Here is an 18932-nt window from a genome sequence, read left to right on the forward strand (position 1 = left end):
CGGTGGCCCCGGGCACGGATACGGCGGCAACGGATCACGACGCCGCAATGCCTGCCGCCGCGGCCGAACCTGCCGCCGCGGCCGAACCTGCCGCCGCAAAAGCACCGGGAGCCGTGTCGGCGGCAGCTGACACGGCGGCGGCCCCCGTTCCCGCTGCGGCCTGGCCACTGTGGGAAGTGTTCGTCCGTTCCTCCCGCGGCCTCTCCCACGTACATGCGGGATCACTGCACGCTCCGGACGCGGACATGGCCGTGCGTAACGCGCGTGATCTTTACACCCGGCGCAACGAAGGCGTGTCGCTCTGGGTGGTGCCGGCGTCGGCCATTATCACCAGCGATCCTGATGCCAAGGGGCAGTTCTTCGAATCCCCGCAGGGCAAGGACTACCGGCACGCCACCTACTACACCAAGTCGGAAGGGGTGAAGCACCTGTGAGTTCGGACAGCGCCACCCGCATTACCCCCGGCAACGCCCTGCGTCCGGAGGACATTGCCGCCGCCGGAAACCGTGCCGAACCGGACGTGGCGGCTTATGCCCTGCGCCTCGGCGATGATGCGCTGATCCTGGCCCAGCGGCTCGGCTGGTGGATTTCCCGTGCTCCGGAACTGGAGGAGGACGTGGCGCTGGGGAACATCGCCCTGGACCTCATCGGGCATGCCCGCTCCTTCCTGAGCTACGCGGGCAGCGCCGACGGGCGGACCGAGGATGACCTGGCGTATTGGCGGAACGAGACCGAATTCCGTTCTGTGCATCTGGTGGAACAGCCCAACGGCGACTTCGCCAGGACCATCGCACGGCAGCTGGCCGTCTCGTTCTACCAGTTCGAGCTGTACAACGCCCTGCAGCACACCGCTGATCCCACCCTTGCCGCGATCGCGGCGAAGGCTGTCAAGGAAGTGGATTACCACCGCGACCACAGCGCCCAGTGGGTGCTCCGGCTCGGGTTGGGCACGGACGAGTCCCGCCGCCGCATGATCCGGGCGCTCGAGGTGACCTGGCCCTATGTGGCCGAACTGTTCAATGACGACGAGCTGGTGGTTTCGCTCGGTGGCCGGGCAGTCCTCCCCTCGTCCCTGAAGCCCGCCTTTGACCACGGCGTCACGGCGGTGCTGGGGAAGGCCGGGCTGGAGGTGCCCGCTGTTCCTCCCGCACGCGGCGGCGGACGGCGGGGACAACACAGCGAGCACCTCGGCTACCTGCTGGCCGAAATGCAGGTCCTGGCCCGCGAACATCCCGGTGCCGCGTGGTGAGCGTGATGGAAACAGCACACCGTCCAGCGGATCCTGCAGCTGCAGCGGCATGGGATGTCGCCGCCACTGTGTGCGATCCGGAGATCCCCGTGCTGACCATCGAGGACCTCGGTGTGCTGCGGCGGGTGGAAGTCACCGATACCGGTGTCCAGGTGGCCATCACTCCCACATACTCGGGATGCCCGGCAATGGATGCCATCCGGCAGGACGTGACGGCAGCATTGGGTGCCGCCGGTTATGCGGGCGTTGAGGTTTCCCTCGAGCTGGCTCCTGCGTGGACCACTGATTGGATGACCAGTGCCGGGAAGGCGAAGCTGGATGCCTACGGCATCGCGCCGCCGTCGGGCCGGGCCGCAGCAGGTCCTGTACGGGTGGGCCTGAGCGTGAAATGCCCCCAGTGTTCCTCCCTGAACACCCGTGAGCTGACCCGCTTCGGATCCACGTCCTGCAAGGCGCTCTGGGTGTGCGGCGACTGCCGGGAACCGTTCGACTACTTCAAGGTGCTGTGAAGCCATGACCGCCCTTCCCGATGCGCCGGCCCGACGCGGCGCCTTCCACTCCCTGACCGTTGCCGCGGTGCGCCGGTTGACCGACGACGCCGTGGAGGTCACCTTCGCCGTTCCGTCCGAGCTCGTGGACGCCTACTCCTACCTGCCGGGACAGTACGTTGCCCTGCGCACGGTGCTGGACGGCACGGAACTGAGGCGCAGCTATTCCATCTGTGCGGTGCCGTTGCCCGGCGAACTGAGGGTGGCCGTGAAACGGGACCTGGGCGGACTGTTTTCCTCCTGGGTGAACGAGCACTTGAAAGCCGGCGATACGCTCGACGTGATGAGCCCGGCCGGCAGCTTCATCTCCCGGCACGCCCCGGGCGGCTCCGGGCTGGAACCGGCGCACGGGCAGGTGTTCGCCGCGGTAGCCGCGGGATCGGGCATCACTCCGGTGATTGCCATTGCCCGCACCGTGCTGGCTTCTTCCGATACCACCCGTTTCGACCTGGTCTACGCCAACAAGGCAGCCATGGACGTGATGTTCCTTGAGGAGCTGGCGGATCTGAAGGACCGCTATCCGTCCCGGTTCGCCCTGCACCACGTCCTCTCCCGCGAACAGCGGATCTCGCCGCTGCTCAGCGGACGGCTCGACGCCGGCAAGGTCACCACCCTGATTGACTCGGTGCTGCCGGCCGCAGCGGTCGACGAATGGTTTCTCTGCGGACCGTTCGATCTGGTCCAGCTCTGCCGCGACGCCCTTGCCGAACGCGGCGTCGATCCGGCCCGGGTGCGTTTCGAACTCTTCACCACGGGGCGTCCCGACCGCCCGGAAGGCGCCGCCGGCCGTCCGGTCCTCCCGGACAGCTCGGGCGACAACATCGACATCACCTTCCGGCTGGACGGACTACAGGGCAAAGTCGCCAGCCCGGTGCACGCCCGGGAATCCATCCTCAATGCAGCCCTCCGTGTACGGCCGGACGTGCCGTTCGCGTGCGCCGGTGGAGTCTGCGGAACCTGCCGGGCGAAGCTGGTCTCCGGGACGGTGGACATGGAGGAGAATTACGCGCTGGAACCGGAGGAGCTGGAGCGCGGCTATGTCCTGACCTGCCAGAGCCGGCCCACCAGTGCCAAAGTCACCGTTGATTACGACGCCTAGGAGCACCCGTTGATTGATTTGGACATCTCCGACGGCGTGGCCGAAGTGGTCCTGAACGCCCCGCGGAAACTCAATGCCCTGGACGGCCCCGCACTGGCGGAGCTGGGACAGGCGTACGACGACGCCGCAGCCGCCGGGGTCCGGGCCCTGCTGCTGCGCGGGGAGGGCCGGAGCTTCTGTGCCGGGCGGGACCTTTCCACCGTCACACCGGAACATGACGACGCCCGCGGATACCTCATGGATGACCTGCAGCCGCTGCTGCGGAAGATGTCCGCCTTTCCCGCCCCGACCTTCGCGGCGGCGCAGGGCGCGTGCCTGGGAGTGGGACTCGGGCTGCTGGTGGCCACCGACGTCGTGTATGTGGCAGCGGACGCGAAGATCGGCTCGCCGTTCGCGAACCTCGGGGCGGCGCTGGATTCGGGCGCGCACTGGCTGTTCACCGAACGGCTGGGACCGCACCGCACCCTGGACCTGATTTACACTGCCGACCTGATGAGCGGAACGGAGGCGGTGGCCGCGGGCCTGTTCAGCCGCGCCATGGAGCCCGCGGAACTGCTGGAGCGTACGCGGGACACTGCGGCGCGCGTAGCGTCCGGACCGACCCGGGCTTTCGCCGCGTCCCGGGAACTCGTGGGACAGATCCGGGACCGGCGGCTGGGCTTTTGGGAAGCGCTGGAGGCGGAGAACACTGTGCAGGACATGCTCAGCGGAACTCCTGACTACAAGGAGGGCTTTGCCGCCTTCCTGGCCAAGCGCAGGCCCGTTTTCTCCGGGTGAGGTACTGCTGCAGGCAGTGGAGGTAATTCCGGGCCGGCTTGTGATGCGCCGGACACCGGACTACGTTGGAGGTAACTCGTAAGTATGCTTACAACAGCTGCTTGCCGGCGCGGGGAAACCTGCCGGAGTGAGGAAACCTGAGACACCGAGGAGGGCGTACATGGCCGACAGCTATAACCCGAACAATGACCCGGCGAACCCGGATAAGCCCAAGGATGCGCAGATGGGTGCGGGAACGCAGGAGGGCACCGGCAATCACGAGCACAGTGAAGTGAAGGCCGGAAGCCCCAATCCTGATCCGGCAGAGGGCAACATCACCGGCCTAGAACCCGGCGGCGGCGTTCCCCCGGGAGAGACGCCCCCGGCGGAGGACCAGATGAGCTCCGACCAGGGCCACGACGAAAACTGACCCCCGAACCGTCCCGGACGGTTGACCGTCCGGAAACATAGAAGCAGGGCCTGCATCAGCAGGCCCTGCTTTACGTTTTCCGGCTGCTGCGCGTTTAGCGCGTATCCCGTTCTTCGAAAACCAGGAATGTCTGCGTATCCAAGACGCCCGGCATGGACTGCAGCTGATCGAAAATAACCCTGCGCAGATGGACGTTGTCCTCTGCCCGGACCAGCACAATAACGTCGAACGAACCGCCCACCAGGGCAATGTGGTGGATTTCCGGCACCTCGCTGAGCCGGTCCTTCAGCTCCCGCCAGGCATGCTGGCGGACCTTCAGCGTCACATACGCCGAGGAACCCAGTCCGGCCTTCTCCGGATCCACCAGCGCGGTAAACCGGCTGAGGACGCCGGACTCCGTGAGTCTGGCAATCCGTGAGTAGGCATGCGCCCGAGAGATATGGACTGCCTGCGCGACGGCGGTAAACGAAGCCCTGCCGTCGGACCGCAGGACGGCCAGGATCTTCCGGTCAATATCATCCAGTGCCTGCACCTGCGTTGTCGTCATAATGTCCACGCTCTCCCCAAGTAATCTGCGTCACATCTGCAAGGTGTCCACCAGATTACTCCCGCAGGCCCTTGGCGTCCAAGATTTGCGCAAATGCTGGTTCCGAAAGAGCCGCCGAAAGCATACTGGCAAGACAGAAGTGCTGCGCGCGAAGATGCGTGCGTACGGCGGACGGAGGCTCGCAATGACCATCTCTACCGGCAGGACCGAACCGGCTGCCCGCGCCGCCGGGAGCGGTGCGGATGCCCTCCTGCCCTCGGACGTCCCCGTCCAGCTGATCGATCGGGACGGTACCGCCCACACGGATTCCCGGTACCCGTTTCCCACCGACGGGCTGCTGCTGGATGCCTACGCACGCCTGGTGGCGGGCCGCCGGATCAACGACCAGGCCAACGCCCTGGTACGACAGGGACGCCTTGCCGTCTACCCCTCATCGCACGGGCAGGAAGCCTGCCAGGTCGCCGCAGCTGCCGTGCTGGAAGGGCAGGACTGGCTGTTCCCCACGTACCGGGACAGTGTTGCCGTCGTGTCCCGCGGAGTGGACCCGCTGCAGGTGCTGACATTGCTTCGCGGAGACTGGCACAGCGGATACGACCCGTACGAACACCGGGTGGCACCGCAGGCCACGCCCCTGGCCACCCAGCTGCTGCACGCCGTCGGCGTTGCGCATGCCGCGAAGCTCAAGGGGGAGGACACGGTGGTACTGGCCCTGTGCGGGGACGGCGCCACCAGCGAGGGCGATTTCCACGAAGCGCTGAACTTCGCCGCGGTGTTCCATGTGCCCGTGGTGTTCTTCATCCAGAACAACGAGTACGCCATTTCCGTGCCGTTGAAAAACCAGTCAGTGGCCCCGTCGCTTGCCCACAAAGCCGTTGGATACGGCATGCCGGGGGAGCGGGTGGACGGCAACGACGTCGCCGCCCTCCTCTCCGTCCTCGGTGCGGCGGTGCAGCGGGCACGGGAAGGCGGCGGCCCCGCCCTGGTGGAAGCGCACACCTACCGCATACAGGCCCATACCAATGCGGACGATGCCACCCGGTACCGTTCGGTGGAAGAAGTGCAGGACTGGCTGCCCAGGGATCCGCTGGCCCGGACCCGTTCCTACCTGCGCGGCCGCGGGCTGCTGGACGCTGCCCGGGAGGAGGAGCTGGCAGCGGAAGCCGAAACACTCGCCGCCGTCATGCGGAACGGACTGAACACCGACGTCGATCCCGATCCGATGGCCCTGTTCGAGCATGTCTACACCGCGCGCACCACGCAGCTGCGCGAGCAGGCCGAACTGCTGCGCGGGGAACTGGAACGGGACGCGGCGGAACCCGCCGCAGGTGTCCGCAGCCCCGCCGGCACTGCTGGCAGCCCCGGCGCCCCCGGCGCATCACGGTGACCCCTCCCGATCCGAAAGGCAGGACCATGGCAGCAACCACCACCGGCACGCCGCCCCAGGCGCGGGAGATGCCGAAGGCCGGGACGGACTCCGGGCCGGCCACCCTGACGTTTGCCAGCGCGCTCAACGCCGCGCTCGCAGACGAAATGGCCGCCGATCCGACGGTCGTGGTGTTCGGGGAGGACGTGGGCCCGCTCGGCGGAGTTTTCCGGATCACTGACGGGCTTACTGCCCGGTTCGGAACCGACCGCTGCTTCGATACTCCGCTGGCCGAATCCGGGATCATGGGCATGGCGGTGGGCATGGCAATGAACGGGCTGCGCCCGGTCGTGGAAATGCAGTTTGACGCCTTTGCCTACCCGGCCTTCGAGCAGGTGGTCAGCCACGTGGCGAAGATGTCGAACCGGACCCGTGGAAAGGTGAAGCTGCCCCTGGTGGTCCGCATTCCGTACGCCGGCGGGATCGGCGGGGTGGAACACCACTGTGATTCCTCGGAGGCCTACTACGCGCACACTCCCGGCCTGACCGTCGTCGCACCGGCCACCGTAGCGGATGCCTATACGCTGCTGCGCGCTGCGATCCGGCTGAATGATCCCGTGGTGTTCCTGGAACCAAAGAAGCTCTACTGGAGCAAGGAAACGGTGGATCTGGCCGCACTGCGCCGTGCCTCCGATGACGCCTTGCGCACCGGCCTGCCGGCCGGCGGCATCGGCACTGCTGCGGTGGCACGTCCCGGAACGGATGCCACCCTGGTGGCCTACGGTCCGTCCGTGTCCACGGCGCTGGCTGCAGCGGCAGCCGCCGAGGCCGAGGGCCGGTCCCTGGAAGTGATCGACCTCCGTTCGATCGTCCCGTACGACGACGCCACCGTGGACGCCTCCGTCCGGCGTACCGGGCGTGCCGTGGTCATTTCCGAAGCACCGGGTTTCGCCTCCGTGGCCTCGGAGGTCGCGGCCCGCATCTCCGAACGCTGCTTCCATTCCCTCGCTGCACCGGTGCTGCGGGTGACCGGATTCGACGTACCGTATCCGGCACCGAAACTGGAGCACTGGTTCCTCCCCGGGGTGGACCGCATCCTGGACGCGGTGGATGAGCTGCAGTGGGACGAACCGGACGACGGCGACGGCGCGGCGGCCGGCACCCCGGAGGGTCAGCGATGAGTGTGCGTACCTTCCTGCTGCCGGACCTCGGTGAAGGCCTGACGGAGGCCGAACTCGTCACCTGGCTGGTGGCAGTGGGGGACATCGTGGCGGTGGACCAGGCGGTGGTGGAAGTGGAAACGGCCAAATCGCTGGTGGAGGTCCCGTCCCCGTTTGCCGGCCGCGTGGCGCAGCTGCACGGCCGGGCAGGTGAGAGCGTCGATGTCGGGCGCCCGCTGATCTCGGTGGAGACCGCGGCCGATGCAACGGCGGGTGCCGGGCCTACCGGCGGTATGGCAATCCCGGAAAACGGTGAAGCGATGGCACCGGCAGCGGCTGTGGGACCTGCGGAAGCGGCTGCTGCAGCAGGTGCCGCTGCGGCGACGGGGGACATGGCGGGGGAGGTGTACCGCGAGGAAGAGAAGGCCGGGTCGGGGAACGTCCTCATCGGCTACGGAACGCCTGCTAACGGCCAGTCGCCCCGGCGCACCCGTGTTCCGAGGAGGCCGAAGGGTGTACCTACGGCTCCGGCAGCGGGACCGTCCGGTGCAGGAGCTGTCCGAACCGAGGCTCCGCGGTGCATTTCCCCCCTGGTCCGCCGTCTGGCCCGGGACGCCGGATTGAATCTGGCGGATGTGGCCGGCAGCGGAGCGGACGGACTGATTCTGCGCCGCGATATCGAAGCGGCACTGGCCCCGGCGGTCCCGGTGGCCCCTGCGGCCCGGGAGACGGCCGGGCAGGTTCCCCGGACGGAAGGCGCGGCCGGTACCGGACGTGACACGCGCACCGGGCTGGGCGTTGCCTCGCGCACCCCGGTCCGCGGCCTCCTGCGGACCATCGCCGCGAACCTGAGCCGCAGCCGCAGCGAGATTCCGGAAGCCACCGTGTGGGTGGACGTTGATGCCACCGCCCTGATGGACCTCCGCGCCGATCTGGCGCAGCAGGGGCAGGACGTACCCTCGCTGCTGGCTTTCCTGGCCCGCTTCACCCTGGCCGGACTGTCCCGGTTCCCCGAGCTGAACACCCGTTATGTGCCCGCGGGGGAGGACATGGAAGAGCAGCAGGCCGTGATCGAAGCCTTCGACGGCGTCAACCTGGGCATAGCGGTCCAATCGGACCGGGGCCTGATGGTGCCGTCGGTCCGACGGGCGGACACCCTGACCACCCGCGGGCTGGACATGGAAATCCGCCGCCTCACCGCGGCTGCCCGCTCGGGCAGGGCAACACCTGCCGAGCTTTCCTCGGGCACCTTTACCCTGAACAACTACGGTGTGTACGGGGTGGACGGCAGCGCAGCCATCATCAACTATCCGGAGTCGGCCATCCTGGGCGTGGGCCGCATCATCGAGAAGCCCTGGGTTGTCTCCGGCCGGCTCGAGGTCCGGAAGCTCACGCAGCTGACCCTGGTGTTCGATCACCGCGTCTGCGACGGGGCAACTGCCGGCGGCTTCCTGCGGTACGTGGCCGACGCCGTCGAAAACCCGGGCCGCGTCCTGGCCGACCTGTAACACGTGGCACGCACGCCCACTCGCGATAGGTTGGAAACCGGCCGGGAGAAGGAAAGCTGAAATGACACAAACACCGCAGCACGTTGCCACCCAGCACGGATGGCAGGAGGTGGCGCCCCGGATCTGGGTGCGCACCAATGCCGCCTTTGCCGTCAACACCGGCCTGGTGATCGGGGACGAGCGGGCCCTGCTTATCGACACCGGTGCGGGCCCGGCCATGGCCCGGGACATTTACGACGCCGTCCGGACGCTGACGGACCTGCCGCTGACAGCGGTGAACACGCACGCCCACTTTGACCACTACTTCGGCAACGCCCTGATGCTGGCCAACGGCGTGGAAGATATCTGGGCAACCGCCGGGTGCGCCGCCAGCATCCGCGAAAACGGCAACAGCCACCGTCCGCAGGCCGCCGACGCGGAGCCCGAGATGGCTGTGGCCATGGGCGGGAACACCGAACTTGCCGAGCCCACGAAGCTGGTGGAGGACGCACCGGTGGACCTCGACCTGGGCGGCATTTCCGTGACCCTCTTCCACCTTGGACGCGGGCACACGGACCACGACCTGCTGGTGGGGGCCGGCGAGGTCCTGTTCACCGGAGACCTCGTGGAGCAGGGGGCCGACCCCGCCTTCGAGGACGCCTTCCCCAAGGACTGGATCCGCACCCTGGGGAAGATCGCGGCACTCGAGGACCTGTACACGGTGTTTGTTCCGGGCCACGGCAAGCCCGTCACGGTGGATTTCGTCACTACCCAGATGAACAAGATGCGCACCGCCGTTGCCGTCACCCGCAGTGCCATGGACCAGGCCTCGCTGGACATGACGAAGGCCATCCCCATCCTGCCGTACGGCCCGGACCAGTCCCGCGCGCTGCTCACCCGCCTGCGCACCCTTGCCCGGTGGAAGTGGCTCCAGAAGTAGCGCGCCCCGGAGGGGTGCCGCTCCAGCGGTAGTCTGGGGCCGTGCCAGCGGACGATTTCAGCCTTCGGAAAATAGCCATCCCGGCCTACGGGCCCACCCTGCTCTACGGGTTGGCCACCGGGGCGATCCTGCCGGTGATAGCGCTCAGCGCCCGTGATCTGGGCGCCACCGTTGCCTTGGCAGCCCTGGTCATCACCCTGACCGGCGTCGGTTCGCTGTTGACCAATGTCCCGGCCACCATTGTGACCACGCGCTTCGGGGAGAAATGGGCGCTGGTTGCCGCGTCGGCCTGGTGCGCGCTGGCAATGGTCCTCGCCGCCGCCATCCCGGTGCTGGCGGTGTTCGCGGCGGCGGTCTTCATGGTCGGCATGGCCGGATCGGTGTTCGGCCTGGCCCGGCAGAGCTACCTGACGGAAGCCGTTCCGGTGCACTTCCGGGCCCGTGCCCTGTCCACGCTCGGCGGGGTGAACCGGATCGGCGTCTTCATCGGCCCCTTCGCCGCTGCCGGTGCCATCCATTTTTTCGGCACACAGGGCGCGTACTGGGTGGGTGCCGCGGCCGCCGTCGGCGCCGGAATCCTCAGCCTCCAGGTACCGGACCTGCGTCCCGGCGGCGGCGGGAGCGGAACCACGGTTTCCGGGGCCGACGCCGGCCCCGCACCCACCGTACGGTCCGTCCTGGGCAGCCATGCCAAGGTGTTCCGGACCGTCGGCATCGGAGTGCTGCTGATAGCCGCCGTCCGTGCCACACGCCAGGCGGTGATTCCGCTCTGGGGCCAGCACATTGGCCTGGACCCGACGACCACGGCCCTCATCTACGGACTCTCCGGCGCCATCGACATGCTGATCTTCTACCCCGCAGGCAAGGCGATGGATACCTGGGGTCGGCGCTCGGTGGCCGTGCCCTGCATGCTGATCATGGGGCTCGGTCTCGGACTGCTGCCGCTGGCCTCGGAAGCGACCGGATTGCTGCTGGCTGCCCTGCTGATCGGCTTCGGCAACGGCATCGGCTCCGGTATTGTCATGACCCTCGGAGCGGACTTCTCACCCTCGCCCGGACGCCCCCAGTTTCTGGGCATCTGGCGGCTGCTGGCGGACATCGGAACCATGGGCGGCCCCGGCATCCTTTCCGGCATCACGGCACTGGTGTCCCTATCCGCAGGAATCGGGGCAACCGCTGTTCTGGGACTGCTGGGCGCTGTCGTGCTCTGGATCTGGGTTCCCGGACGGAAAGCTGCCGGCGGTTCCGTTACCGTCACGGACGGCAGTCCGAGCCCAAAGACCCGCTAGCGCCGGGCAGGGTCTCCGGCCTGCTGGTTAAAGAGCCAGCAGGCAAGGGCGCTGACCAGGTACCCCACGCCCACAATCAGGCTCAGGCCGGCCCAGAAATACAGCGGCATTGATGTCGTGGCGGCAACGGCCGGATCCCAGCGGGCATAGAAATACAGGCCCAGGCTCGCTGCCGTGGCCAGCACCCCGGGCACGGCACAGAGGACGGCAACGGCCTTCGCGGACCCCTGCGCAGCTCCCTTGGCAGGCCAGCAGTTCCATTCCGGGTTGGTCCGCATCATCACCAGTCCGCCGATAAGCGTCCAGGCCGCCACCACCAAAAGCGAGGCGACGACGTCGGCCGGCCGGTGCCAGAGGTTCAGGAACGTGGCAGCACCGGCGAGTACGGCATAGCTGCCTCCGAAAAGCGCAGCAAGGGGCCGCCACCGCGGGGAAGCGAGCAGGAAGACCGCGGCAGCTGCGGAAGCGGCCAGCGTGGTGTGGCCGGACGGAAGGGAATTGAAATCCAGCGTCACCACCCCGCGGTCGGGCCGGTCCAGCACGGTCCGCTTCAGCAGCTGGCTGCTGATATTAGCGGCCGCAAAGGTGCCCAGGGCAATAACCGCAGGCGAAATCCTGCGGCGAAGGATGGTTACAAAGACCACCACGATGACGGCAATAAACACCGAAATCAGCGGCAGCTCATCGAGGAAGGCGATGACGGGCCGTTCAGTGCCCGGAGCGATCAGCTCGGCTTCCTTGAATGCGGACTCATCCGCGAGCTGGCCAGTGGTGGTGCGGACGAAAAACCAGTAGGTTGCGGCAACGCCTGCAGCACACACGAGGGCGGCGAAAAGGAAGAGAGCCGGATTATGCGCAGCCGACCGTTGGGTACGGGCGCGCTGTGCCAGCAAGTTGCGAGTATCCATCGCATCCAGCCTGCCACATCATCGTGATGGTTACCTGTTCGCGTGCAACCGGAGGAGGGCAGGGGATGCCAAAGCGTAGGCTGGCAGGGTGCCGAACCGGAAGATCCCAGACCTGCCCGCCCTGTTGTCCGACGCACGCGTGGTGTCCATTCCCATGCGGGTGAGGTTCCGCGGGATCATGCACCGTGAGGCACTGCTGCTGCGCGGCTCGTCCGGCTGGGGCGAGTTCGCGCCTTTCCGGGAATATGACGATGTCGAATCAGTGCCCTGGCTTGCGTCCGCGCTCGAAGCCGCAGAGCAGGGCTACCCGGAACCGCTCCGCACCTCCATACCGGTCAATGGCACCGTCCCGGCCATCGATGTGCCCGAGGTCGAACGCGTACTTGCCCGGTTCGGGGCGGTGACCACCGTCAAGGTAAAGGTGGCTGAAGCCGGACAGTCACCGGAAGACGATCTTGCCCGGGTGGCCGAGGTGCGCCGGCTGCTGCCCGGCGCTGCTATCCGCGTGGATGCAAACGGCGGCTGGGACGTGCCCACCGCCGTCGCCACGCTCACCCGCCTGGCCGAAGCCGGACTGCAGTACGCCGAGCAGCCGGTGCCGGACATTGCCGGCCTGCGGGCTGTCCGGACGGAACTGCGCCGGCGCGGAGTCCCGGTCTTGATTGCCGCGGATGAGAGCGTGCGCAAGGAAACCGATCCGCTGCGGGTTGCCCGGGAAGACGCAGCAGACCTGATCATCATTAAGGCCGCTCCGCTGGGCGGTGTGCGTCGTGCCGTGGAGATTGTGCAGCAGGCGGGGCTGCCGGCCGTGGTCAGCTCGGCGATAGACACGTCGGTGGGTATCCGCACCGGCGTTGCGCTGGCTGCGGCGCTGCCCGAGCTTCCTTATGCCTGCGGGCTGGGCACCATCTCCCTGATGGACGGCGACGTCACGGACGCACCGCTCGAACCCGAAGCAGGCGCATTGCCTGTCCGCGAGGTGGAGGTATCCGAATCCCTTGTAGACCGGTTCCGGGCAGATGCCCAAACGCAGCAATGGTGGCTGGACCGGCTGCAGCGTGTGTACGGTCTGCTGGCGGAGCGCAGGCAAGGACGGATAAAGGAATAACGGGCCCTGGCGTCGGAATAACCGGCCCCGGCGTCGCCCTGCCTAACGGAGCACGTGGCCTGCCCCGTGCAGCAGAACGCGGGCCTGATCGTAGTGCGGTGAGGGAACCAGGAGGATGTCGCCGTCAAAGGTCGAGACCACGAACACCGGGCAGCCGGCGGCCGACAGCGGTGCGACCAGCGAGGCCACCACCCCGGTCATTCCGAAGGGAATCGGACCGGAGACATAAAGGGCCGCCCAGGTGCCGTCAATTTGAGCGCCTTCCGGTGCCAGCGCCGCGGGACAGACGATCGAGAGCTCCTGCGGAGTGCGGGTGACGGAGACAAATCCGTCCTGTGGCGCCGACGACAAAAGCGAGGCGGGCGCCTGCGCCGCCGGGGAAAGCCGGGCAATCACAAAATCGCCGGCGAGGGTGTGCAGCTCCACCGAAGGAGCAGGGGCAGGAAGGGGCATGGAGAATCCTTGATTTGCCTTGTGCGGAAGGCACCGGGAGTCCGGGCCGCGCTGATCGCACCCCCTCATCATGGCAGCGGCGGCGCCTGCCCACCGCCCGCGGCGCGCCGCCGGCGGAGCCGACGTGTCCGTCCCGGCCATTCACGGGTGGTCGGCAGCGAAGGCTGCACCGTGGAGCCGAAGATCGTACCTAGGATGGAAGGGTGACCGGATCTTCGCACGTCCCCGACCCATCCGCCGGCAGCCCCGGGCCAGTAACCGGCAGCCCCTTGACTTCCCTGCAGGCCGCCCGTTCCGCCGTTGCCGCCCTTGCCGCCGCCGGTGTACGCGACACCGTCCTTGCGCCGGGCTCCCGCAGCGCACCGCTCGCCTATGCCTTGGCCGAAGCGGAGCTGCAGGGCCGGATGCGGGTGCACGTACGGATTGATGAACGCGTTGCCGGCTTCACCGCGCTGGGGCTGGCACGCGGCGGACGCCGGCCCGCCGCCGTCGTCACGACGTCGGGCACAGCTGTCGGTGAGTTGATGCCCGCCGTCATGGAAGCCCACCATGCGGGGATTCCCCTCGTGGTCCTTTCGGCCGACCGGCCCGCCGAACTGCACGGCACCGGCGCCAACCAGACCACCGTGCAGCCCGGCATTTTCGCCGGTTTCCCGGTAGCGGCTGCGGATGTGGAACCCGGCAGCGACCCGGCGGGGGCTATTTCCGCCGCGCTGGCGCGCCTGGGCACGGGCGTTCCGGTGGGACCGGTGCACGTCAACCTGCAGTTCCGCGAGCCTCTGACCCCTGATGAAACCGATCCGCTGTTCCTCGACGCGCCCGAATCGCGGGAACCGGTGCCTGTCTGCGCAGCAGTCCCGGAGCGGTCTCCGGCATCCGGTCCGCCCGTTCCCGGGACACACCGCACTGTTGTAGTGGCCGGTGACGGTGCCGGCGAACTGGCTGCCCTGTTTGCCCTCCGCGCCGGCCTGCCGCTGCTGGCGGAACCGTCCTCCAACGCCCGCTTCGGACCGAATGCCGTCGGCGCCTACCGGCTGCTGCTGGCCGAGCTGGGGCCGGAGATCGAACGCGTGGTGGTCTTTGGCCGCCCCACGCTGTCCCGCCCCGTCGCGGCACTGCTGGCGCGCACCGACGTCGAGAAAGCCCTGTACCTGCCCCGTCCGGTGAACTGGTTCACTCCGGGACGCCGCCCCGAGACCATCATCAGCGACATTCCGGGACTCTTCGAGTTCGCCGGAACCGGAACACCGGGCTGGCTGGAGCGGTGGCGGACCGCGTCGGAAGCAGCATTGAACACGCTGAACAACCTGCTGGAGCGGCAGAGTGAACTCACCGGTCTCCACGTGGCGGACCTGGTGTGGGAAGCAGCAGACGCCAATCTGGTGCTCGGTTCCTCCAACGTCATCCGTGACATGGACCTGGTGGCGTCGCCGGACTGGCACCCCCTGGACGTCTACGCCAACCGCGGGCTCGCGGGCATTGACGGGACCATTTCCACAGCCACGGGCATTGCCTTGTCGAACGGTATTCCTACGCGGCTGCTGCTGGGGGACCTCACGTTCCTGCACGACGCCGGAGCCCTGCTCCTGGGCAACGGAGAGGCCGAACCGGACCTGCAGGTGATCGTCTTGAATGACGGAGGCGGCGGCATCTTTTCGGTCCTTGAACACGGTGCGCTGGGGGAGGACCCCAGGTATACGGCACTGGTGGAACGGTTCTTCGGGACACCGCACCGTGCCGACCTGGCCGGCCTGTGCCGCGGCTACGGCGTCCGGCACCGGCTGGTCCGCTCTGCCGACGAACTCGAAGCCGCGCTGGCCGAGCCGGTCAGCGGCCGCTCCGTCATCGAGGTAGTGACCGCACGGGAGACCCTGCGCAGCCTGCATCAACAGGTGCAGTCGGCAGTGCAGGCAGCGCTGGGAAGCTGAGCTGAGCGGGGCGGCAACAACCACGCCCGGACAGCAAAACGCGGTCTGCACCTCCGAGGTGTAGACCGCGTTTTGATCCCTGGCTTCAGCCGGGCATAGCCTCTCGCCGGTGGATACTCCCTAGAGAACCTTCGAGAGGAACGCCCGGGTGCGTTCGTGCTGCGGGTTGCCCAGGACATCTTCGGGACGTCCCTGCTCCACCACGACCCCGCCGTCCATGAAGACCACGCGGTCGCCCACTTCACGGGCGAAGCCCATCTCGTGGGTCACCACCATCATGGTCATGCCTTCCTCGGCAAGCTGGCGCATGACGGCGAGCACGTCGCCTACCAGTTCCGGGTCCAGTGCGCTGGTGGGCTCGTCGAAGAGCATCATGTCCGGATCCATGGACAGTGCACGGGCAATGGCCACACGCTGCTGCTGGCCGCCGGAAAGCTGGGCGGGGAATGCAGAGGCGCGATCCTCCAGACCCACCTTGGCAAGGTTCTTCAGGGCTACCTTGGAGGCTTCGTCCTGGCCGCGCTTCTTCGCCCGGCGCTGGGCCAGGGTCAGGTTGCGCAGCACGTTCAGGTGCGGGAAGAGGTTGAACTGCTGGAAGACCATGCCGATCCGGGTGCGGACCTTGTCCAGGTCAGTGTCGGGATCGGTGATGTCGACGCCCTCCACGAGGACGGTGCCGCTGGTGGGCTCCTCCAGGCGGTTGACGCAGCGCAGCAGGGTGGACTTGCCGGAACCGGACGGACCGATCACGCAGACCACTTCGCCCTGGTCTACATGGAAGTCGATGCCCTTCAGCACCTCGTTGCTTCCAAAGGACTTGTGAAGGTTACGGACCTCGATGGCAGGGGCGTTGGTGTTCGGAACGCTCATAGCTGCTACCTGCCTCTCTGGTTGTGTCGTTCAAGCTTTGCCACCAGCTGGGTCAGCGGCAGCGTGATGATCAGGTACATCAGGGCGGCGAGCACCAGCGGCGTAGCGTTCGCGGTCTGCGATACGGAGTCCCGCGCAAAGGTGGTGAGCTCGCGATCCTGCAGGGCCATGCCGGCGATGAAGAGCAGCGACGTGTCCTTGATCAGGATGACCAGTTCGTTGGTCAGCGGCGGCGTGATGATCCGGAATGCCTGGGGCAGGGTCACGGAGATCATGGTCCAGGCCGGGCCCATGCCCAGCGAGCGGGCAGCTTCGGCCTGGCCGGAGGGAACGGCCTGGATACCGGCACGGATGGTCTCGGCAATGTAGGCGCCGGACACAATGATCAGGGCCAGGAGCCCTGCACCTGCGCTGCCTCCCGGCGGACGCCAGTCAAACGCGATGGGAACGGCGAAGGCGAACCCGAAGATCACGAGCAGGGCAGGGAGTCCGCGGAAAAGTTCGATGTAGGCGGTGGCGGCCCAGCGGTAGGGTGCCACGGGGGAAAGCTTCATCAGCGCCAGCAGCAGGCCCAGGAGGAGACCGCCGGCGAAAGCGATGACCGTGTAGATAATCGTGTTCTTGACCGCCACCGTAATGATGGTGGGGAAGGCCTCACGGGCCACCTCGGCGTCGAAGAAGTTCTTGCCGATGGCTTCCCAATCGGCAGCCAGCACCACTGCTACCAGTGCGATGACAAAAACGGCGTACAAGACGCCCCGGAACAGGCGTCTGCGGGTGGAGGGTTTCAAAATGGGCCTTCCGGGGAAGAAAAGGGGTCGTCCCGGGCACCCGGGCCCGGGACGACACAGCGGTCTAGGCGTTATTCGGTGAAGTACGTGTCGTAGATTTCCTGGTACTTGCCGTTGTCCCGCAGCTCGGAGAGCTGCTTGTTCACGGCGGAGATGAGTTCGGTGTTGTCCTTGTCCATGGCAAAACCGTAGGACTCATCGGTCTCATACTCTTCGGCAATGGTGAAGTCACCATCCTCCGTGTGGCCAATGTTCACCGGCAGGTCCTGGAGCACAGCATCGACGTTACCGGACTGGATGGCCGGGAACAGCTCGCCGTCGGACGGGAAGGAAACGATTTCAGCGCCCGGAGCCTTTTCCCGGGCGTAGGCTTCGCCGGTGGTGCCCTGCTGGACGCCGAGCTTCTTGCCTTCCAGATCATCAATGCTCTTGATATCCGAGCCGACGGGGACGAGCAGGGACTGCAGCGAGTCGTAATACGGATCGGCAAAGCCCATGGCTTCTTCGCGTTCCGGGGTGATGGTGATGGCGCTGGCGGAGAGATCACACTGTCCTGCAGCCAGCACCGTGCCGCTGGCAATACCCTCGAAACCGGCGTCCTGGACTGCCAGTTCCAGCTCCAGCCCGTTCGCGATCTCCTTGACCAGATCCATGTCGAAGCCGATGTATTCGCCGTTTTCCTCGTATTCGAACGGCACGAAGGGGATGTCCGAGCAGACGGTCAGCGTCCCTTCGGCGACCAGATCGAATCCGTTGGCAGCCTCATCGGAGGCTCCGGCGTCGTCACCGCCGCAGGCGGTCAGCGAAAGGGCGCCGATGGCCAGGAGGGCGGCGGCGGCGGTGCGGGCTTTGTGCGGCATGGGTTTACAACCTTTTGGTCGGACGGTGTGAGCGATCTCACCCGTAGCTGGGTATTGGGAAGCAGTCTAGAGCGTACGCAGTCCATATTTCGGTAATGTGTCCGCCACGGCCGGCAGCATCGCAGAAGCCCGATGGCCTGGCCTGCCTGCTGCGACTGGTTCCCGGTCCGGCTACTTCGTGAAGAACCGGTCGTGGAGCTCCTGGTACTTGCCATTCTCCCGCAGCACCGAAAGCTGCTCATTCACCGTCTCCACCAGTTCCTCGCTGCCTTCCTTCTTCATGGCAAACCCGTACGATTCACCCGTGGCGAAGGTCGCGGAGATCTGGAACTTGCCGTCTTCGGTGTGGTCCAGGTTCACGGCGTGGTCCTGGAGGACGGCGTCAATGTTTCCGGCCTGCATGGCCTGGAAGAGTTCCGCGTCGGTCTGGAAGGACATGATTTCCGCATCCTTGGCATTTTCCCGCGCGTAGGTCTCGCCGGTGGTGCCCTGCTGGATGCCTACCTTTTTGCCTGCGAGGTCCTCCACGGAAGCGATCGTGGAATCTGCGGGAACCAGCAGGGACTGGGGCGAGTCGTAGTACGGGTCCGAGAAGGCCAGCCTCTCGGCACGCTCGTCGGTGATGGACATGGCCGCGGCAATCATGTCGCACTGGCTGGCAGCCAGCACGGTTCCGCTCTGCAGGCCGTCGAATCCGACGTTCTGCACTTCATGTTCCAGTCCCATGCCCTTGGCGATTTCGCGGGTGAGTTCAATGTCGAAGCCGGTGAACTCTCCGTCCACCACGTATTCAAACGGCTTGAAGGGAACGTTGGAGCACACGGTGAGGGTGCCCTCCGTGACCGTGGACAGGCCGGATTCATTGCTGTCGCTTGCGTCTCCGCCTCCGCAGGCGGTAAGGGACAGGGCAGAGGCGGCGAGGAGGGAGACGATAGCGGTACGGACTTTATGCGGCATGACGATTCAGGACCTTAGCTGGCAGGAATAGAAGAGGCCGCAGGCGGAAACCGACCGTCTCCATAGCGGCGTCGCGGAAAGCACCCGAGGGCAACTTCCGGGTTTCTATTCTACCCACTGTAATTTTATGCAGAAAACCATCCGGCTATGCAGTCGGTCTCGCGGAGGGCCAGGGGCCGGATGCCGCCG

At 66.8% G+C, this 18932-nt stretch carries 20 protein-coding genes; 13 read left to right on the forward strand and 7 right to left on the reverse strand.

Going from position 1 to position 18932, the window contains the following annotated elements:
* Positions 1-47 precede the first annotated feature (47 nt).
* The 6 genes from paaB (at position 48) to AC5RT8_RS11890 (ending at position 4082) form a co-directional block, all read left to right on the forward strand.
* On the forward strand, positions 48-434 hold the full coding sequence (gene paaB, locus AC5RT8_RS11865) for a 1,2-phenylacetyl-CoA epoxidase subunit PaaB (protein ID WP_494096402.1): 387 nt from the start codon (positions 48-50) through the stop codon (positions 432-434).
* Positions 431-1249, forward strand: coding sequence for a 1,2-phenylacetyl-CoA epoxidase subunit PaaC (gene paaC / locus AC5RT8_RS11870; protein ID WP_494095929.1), 819 nt, complete (start codon positions 431-433; stop codon positions 1247-1249). Before paaB ends, paaC begins: the two co-directional genes overlap by 4 nt.
* Positions 1250-1254: 5 nt before the next feature.
* The gene (paaD, locus tag AC5RT8_RS11875; RefSeq protein ID WP_494095930.1) at positions 1255-1758 is read left to right on the forward strand and encodes a 1,2-phenylacetyl-CoA epoxidase subunit PaaD; all 504 of its coding nucleotides are present in this window, start codon (positions 1255-1257) and stop codon (positions 1756-1758) included.
* A 4-nt stretch (positions 1759-1762) separates the two neighbouring features.
* The gene (gene paaE, locus AC5RT8_RS11880) at positions 1763-2896 is read left to right on the forward strand and encodes a 1,2-phenylacetyl-CoA epoxidase subunit PaaE (protein WP_494095931.1); all 1134 of its coding nucleotides are present in this window, start codon (positions 1763-1765) and stop codon (positions 2894-2896) included.
* 9 nt (positions 2897-2905) lie between these two features.
* Complete coding sequence (locus AC5RT8_RS11885; RefSeq protein ID WP_494095932.1) at positions 2906-3673, forward strand: enoyl-CoA hydratase/isomerase family protein; 768 nt, start codon at positions 2906-2908, stop codon at positions 3671-3673.
* 223 nt (positions 3674-3896) lie between these two features.
* Positions 3897-4082 (forward strand): DUF6480 family protein, encoded by a 186-nt coding sequence (locus AC5RT8_RS11890; protein ID WP_494096403.1) that lies wholly within the window; start codon positions 3897-3899, stop codon positions 4080-4082.
* 94 nt (positions 4083-4176) lie between these two features.
* Here the strand turns inward: AC5RT8_RS11890 and AC5RT8_RS11895 are convergent, their stop codons facing one another.
* Positions 4177-4629, reverse strand: coding sequence for an Lrp/AsnC family transcriptional regulator (locus tag AC5RT8_RS11895; RefSeq protein WP_494095933.1), 453 nt, complete (start codon positions 4627-4629; stop codon positions 4177-4179).
* A 184-nt stretch (positions 4630-4813) separates the two neighbouring features.
* On the opposite strand from AC5RT8_RS11895, the gene pdhA reads away from it, so the two are divergent.
* The 5 genes from pdhA to AC5RT8_RS11920 all read left to right on the forward strand — a co-directional run bounded on the left by pdhA (position 4814) and on the right by AC5RT8_RS11920 (position 10868).
* Complete coding sequence (gene pdhA, locus AC5RT8_RS11900) at positions 4814-6013, forward strand: pyruvate dehydrogenase (acetyl-transferring) E1 component subunit alpha (protein ID WP_494095934.1); 1200 nt, start codon at positions 4814-4816, stop codon at positions 6011-6013.
* A gap of 68 nt (positions 6014-6081) precedes the next feature.
* Positions 6082-7173 (forward strand): alpha-ketoacid dehydrogenase subunit beta, encoded by a 1092-nt coding sequence (locus AC5RT8_RS11905; RefSeq protein WP_494096404.1) that lies wholly within the window; start codon positions 6082-6084, stop codon positions 7171-7173.
* Complete coding sequence (locus AC5RT8_RS11910; protein WP_494095935.1) at positions 7170-8660, forward strand: dihydrolipoamide acetyltransferase family protein; 1491 nt, start codon at positions 7170-7172, stop codon at positions 8658-8660. The genes AC5RT8_RS11905 and AC5RT8_RS11910 overlap by 4 nt, the downstream gene beginning before the upstream one ends.
* A gap of 61 nt (positions 8661-8721) precedes the next feature.
* Positions 8722-9579 carry an MBL fold metallo-hydrolase gene (locus AC5RT8_RS11915; protein ID WP_494095936.1) on the forward strand — a complete coding sequence of 286 codons (858 nt, stop codon included), beginning with the start codon at positions 8722-8724 and terminating at the stop codon, positions 9577-9579.
* Between the two features lie 41 nt (positions 9580-9620).
* On the forward strand, positions 9621-10868 hold the full coding sequence (locus AC5RT8_RS11920) for an MFS transporter (protein WP_494095937.1): 1248 nt from the start codon (positions 9621-9623) through the stop codon (positions 10866-10868).
* Here the strand turns inward: AC5RT8_RS11920 and AC5RT8_RS11925 are convergent.
* The gene (locus tag AC5RT8_RS11925) at positions 10865-11776 is read right to left on the reverse strand and encodes a phosphatase PAP2 family protein (RefSeq protein WP_494095938.1); all 912 of its coding nucleotides are present in this window, start codon (positions 11774-11776) and stop codon (positions 10865-10867) included. The genes AC5RT8_RS11920 and AC5RT8_RS11925 overlap by 4 nt on opposite strands.
* 154 nt (positions 11777-11930) lie before the next feature.
* On the opposite strand from AC5RT8_RS11925, the gene AC5RT8_RS11930 reads away from it, so the two are divergent.
* Positions 11931-12884, forward strand: coding sequence for an o-succinylbenzoate synthase (locus AC5RT8_RS11930; protein ID WP_494096405.1), 954 nt, complete (start codon positions 11931-11933; stop codon positions 12882-12884).
* 42 nt (positions 12885-12926) lie between these two features.
* On the opposite strand, the gene AC5RT8_RS11935 is transcribed toward AC5RT8_RS11930, so the two are convergent.
* Entirely contained in the window at positions 12927-13337 is a 411-nt protein-coding gene (locus AC5RT8_RS11935) for an ACT domain-containing protein (protein WP_494095939.1), read from the reverse strand.
* 269 nt (positions 13338-13606) lie between these two features.
* Here AC5RT8_RS11935 and menD point away from each other — a divergent pair, with 269 nt between their 5' ends.
* Positions 13607-15265: a 2-succinyl-5-enolpyruvyl-6-hydroxy-3-cyclohexene-1-carboxylic-acid synthase gene (menD, locus tag AC5RT8_RS11940; protein WP_494095940.1), complete on the forward strand. Its 1659-nt coding sequence runs from the start codon at positions 13607-13609 to the stop codon at positions 15263-15265.
* A gap of 120 nt (positions 15266-15385) precedes the next feature.
* Here the strand turns inward: menD and AC5RT8_RS11945 are convergent, their stop codons facing one another.
* The 4 genes from AC5RT8_RS11945 to AC5RT8_RS11960 all read right to left on the reverse strand — a co-directional run bounded on the left by AC5RT8_RS11945 (position 15386) and on the right by AC5RT8_RS11960 (position 18743).
* On the reverse strand, positions 15386-16135 hold the full coding sequence (locus AC5RT8_RS11945) for an amino acid ABC transporter ATP-binding protein (protein ID WP_494095941.1): 750 nt from the start codon (positions 16133-16135) through the stop codon (positions 15386-15388).
* Positions 16136-16140: 5 nt separating this feature from the next.
* Positions 16141-16926, reverse strand: coding sequence for an amino acid ABC transporter permease (locus AC5RT8_RS11950; RefSeq protein ID WP_494095942.1), 786 nt, complete (start codon positions 16924-16926; stop codon positions 16141-16143).
* Positions 16927-16997: 71 nt separating this feature from the next.
* The gene (locus AC5RT8_RS11955) at positions 16998-17786 is read right to left on the reverse strand and encodes a basic amino acid ABC transporter substrate-binding protein (protein WP_494095943.1); all 789 of its coding nucleotides are present in this window, start codon (positions 17784-17786) and stop codon (positions 16998-17000) included.
* Between the two features lie 171 nt (positions 17787-17957).
* Complete coding sequence (locus tag AC5RT8_RS11960; RefSeq protein ID WP_494095944.1) at positions 17958-18743, reverse strand: basic amino acid ABC transporter substrate-binding protein; 786 nt, start codon at positions 18741-18743, stop codon at positions 17958-17960.
* Positions 18744-18932 lie beyond the last annotated feature (189 nt).

The organism is Arthrobacter sp. Ms25, from assembly GCF_059090365.1.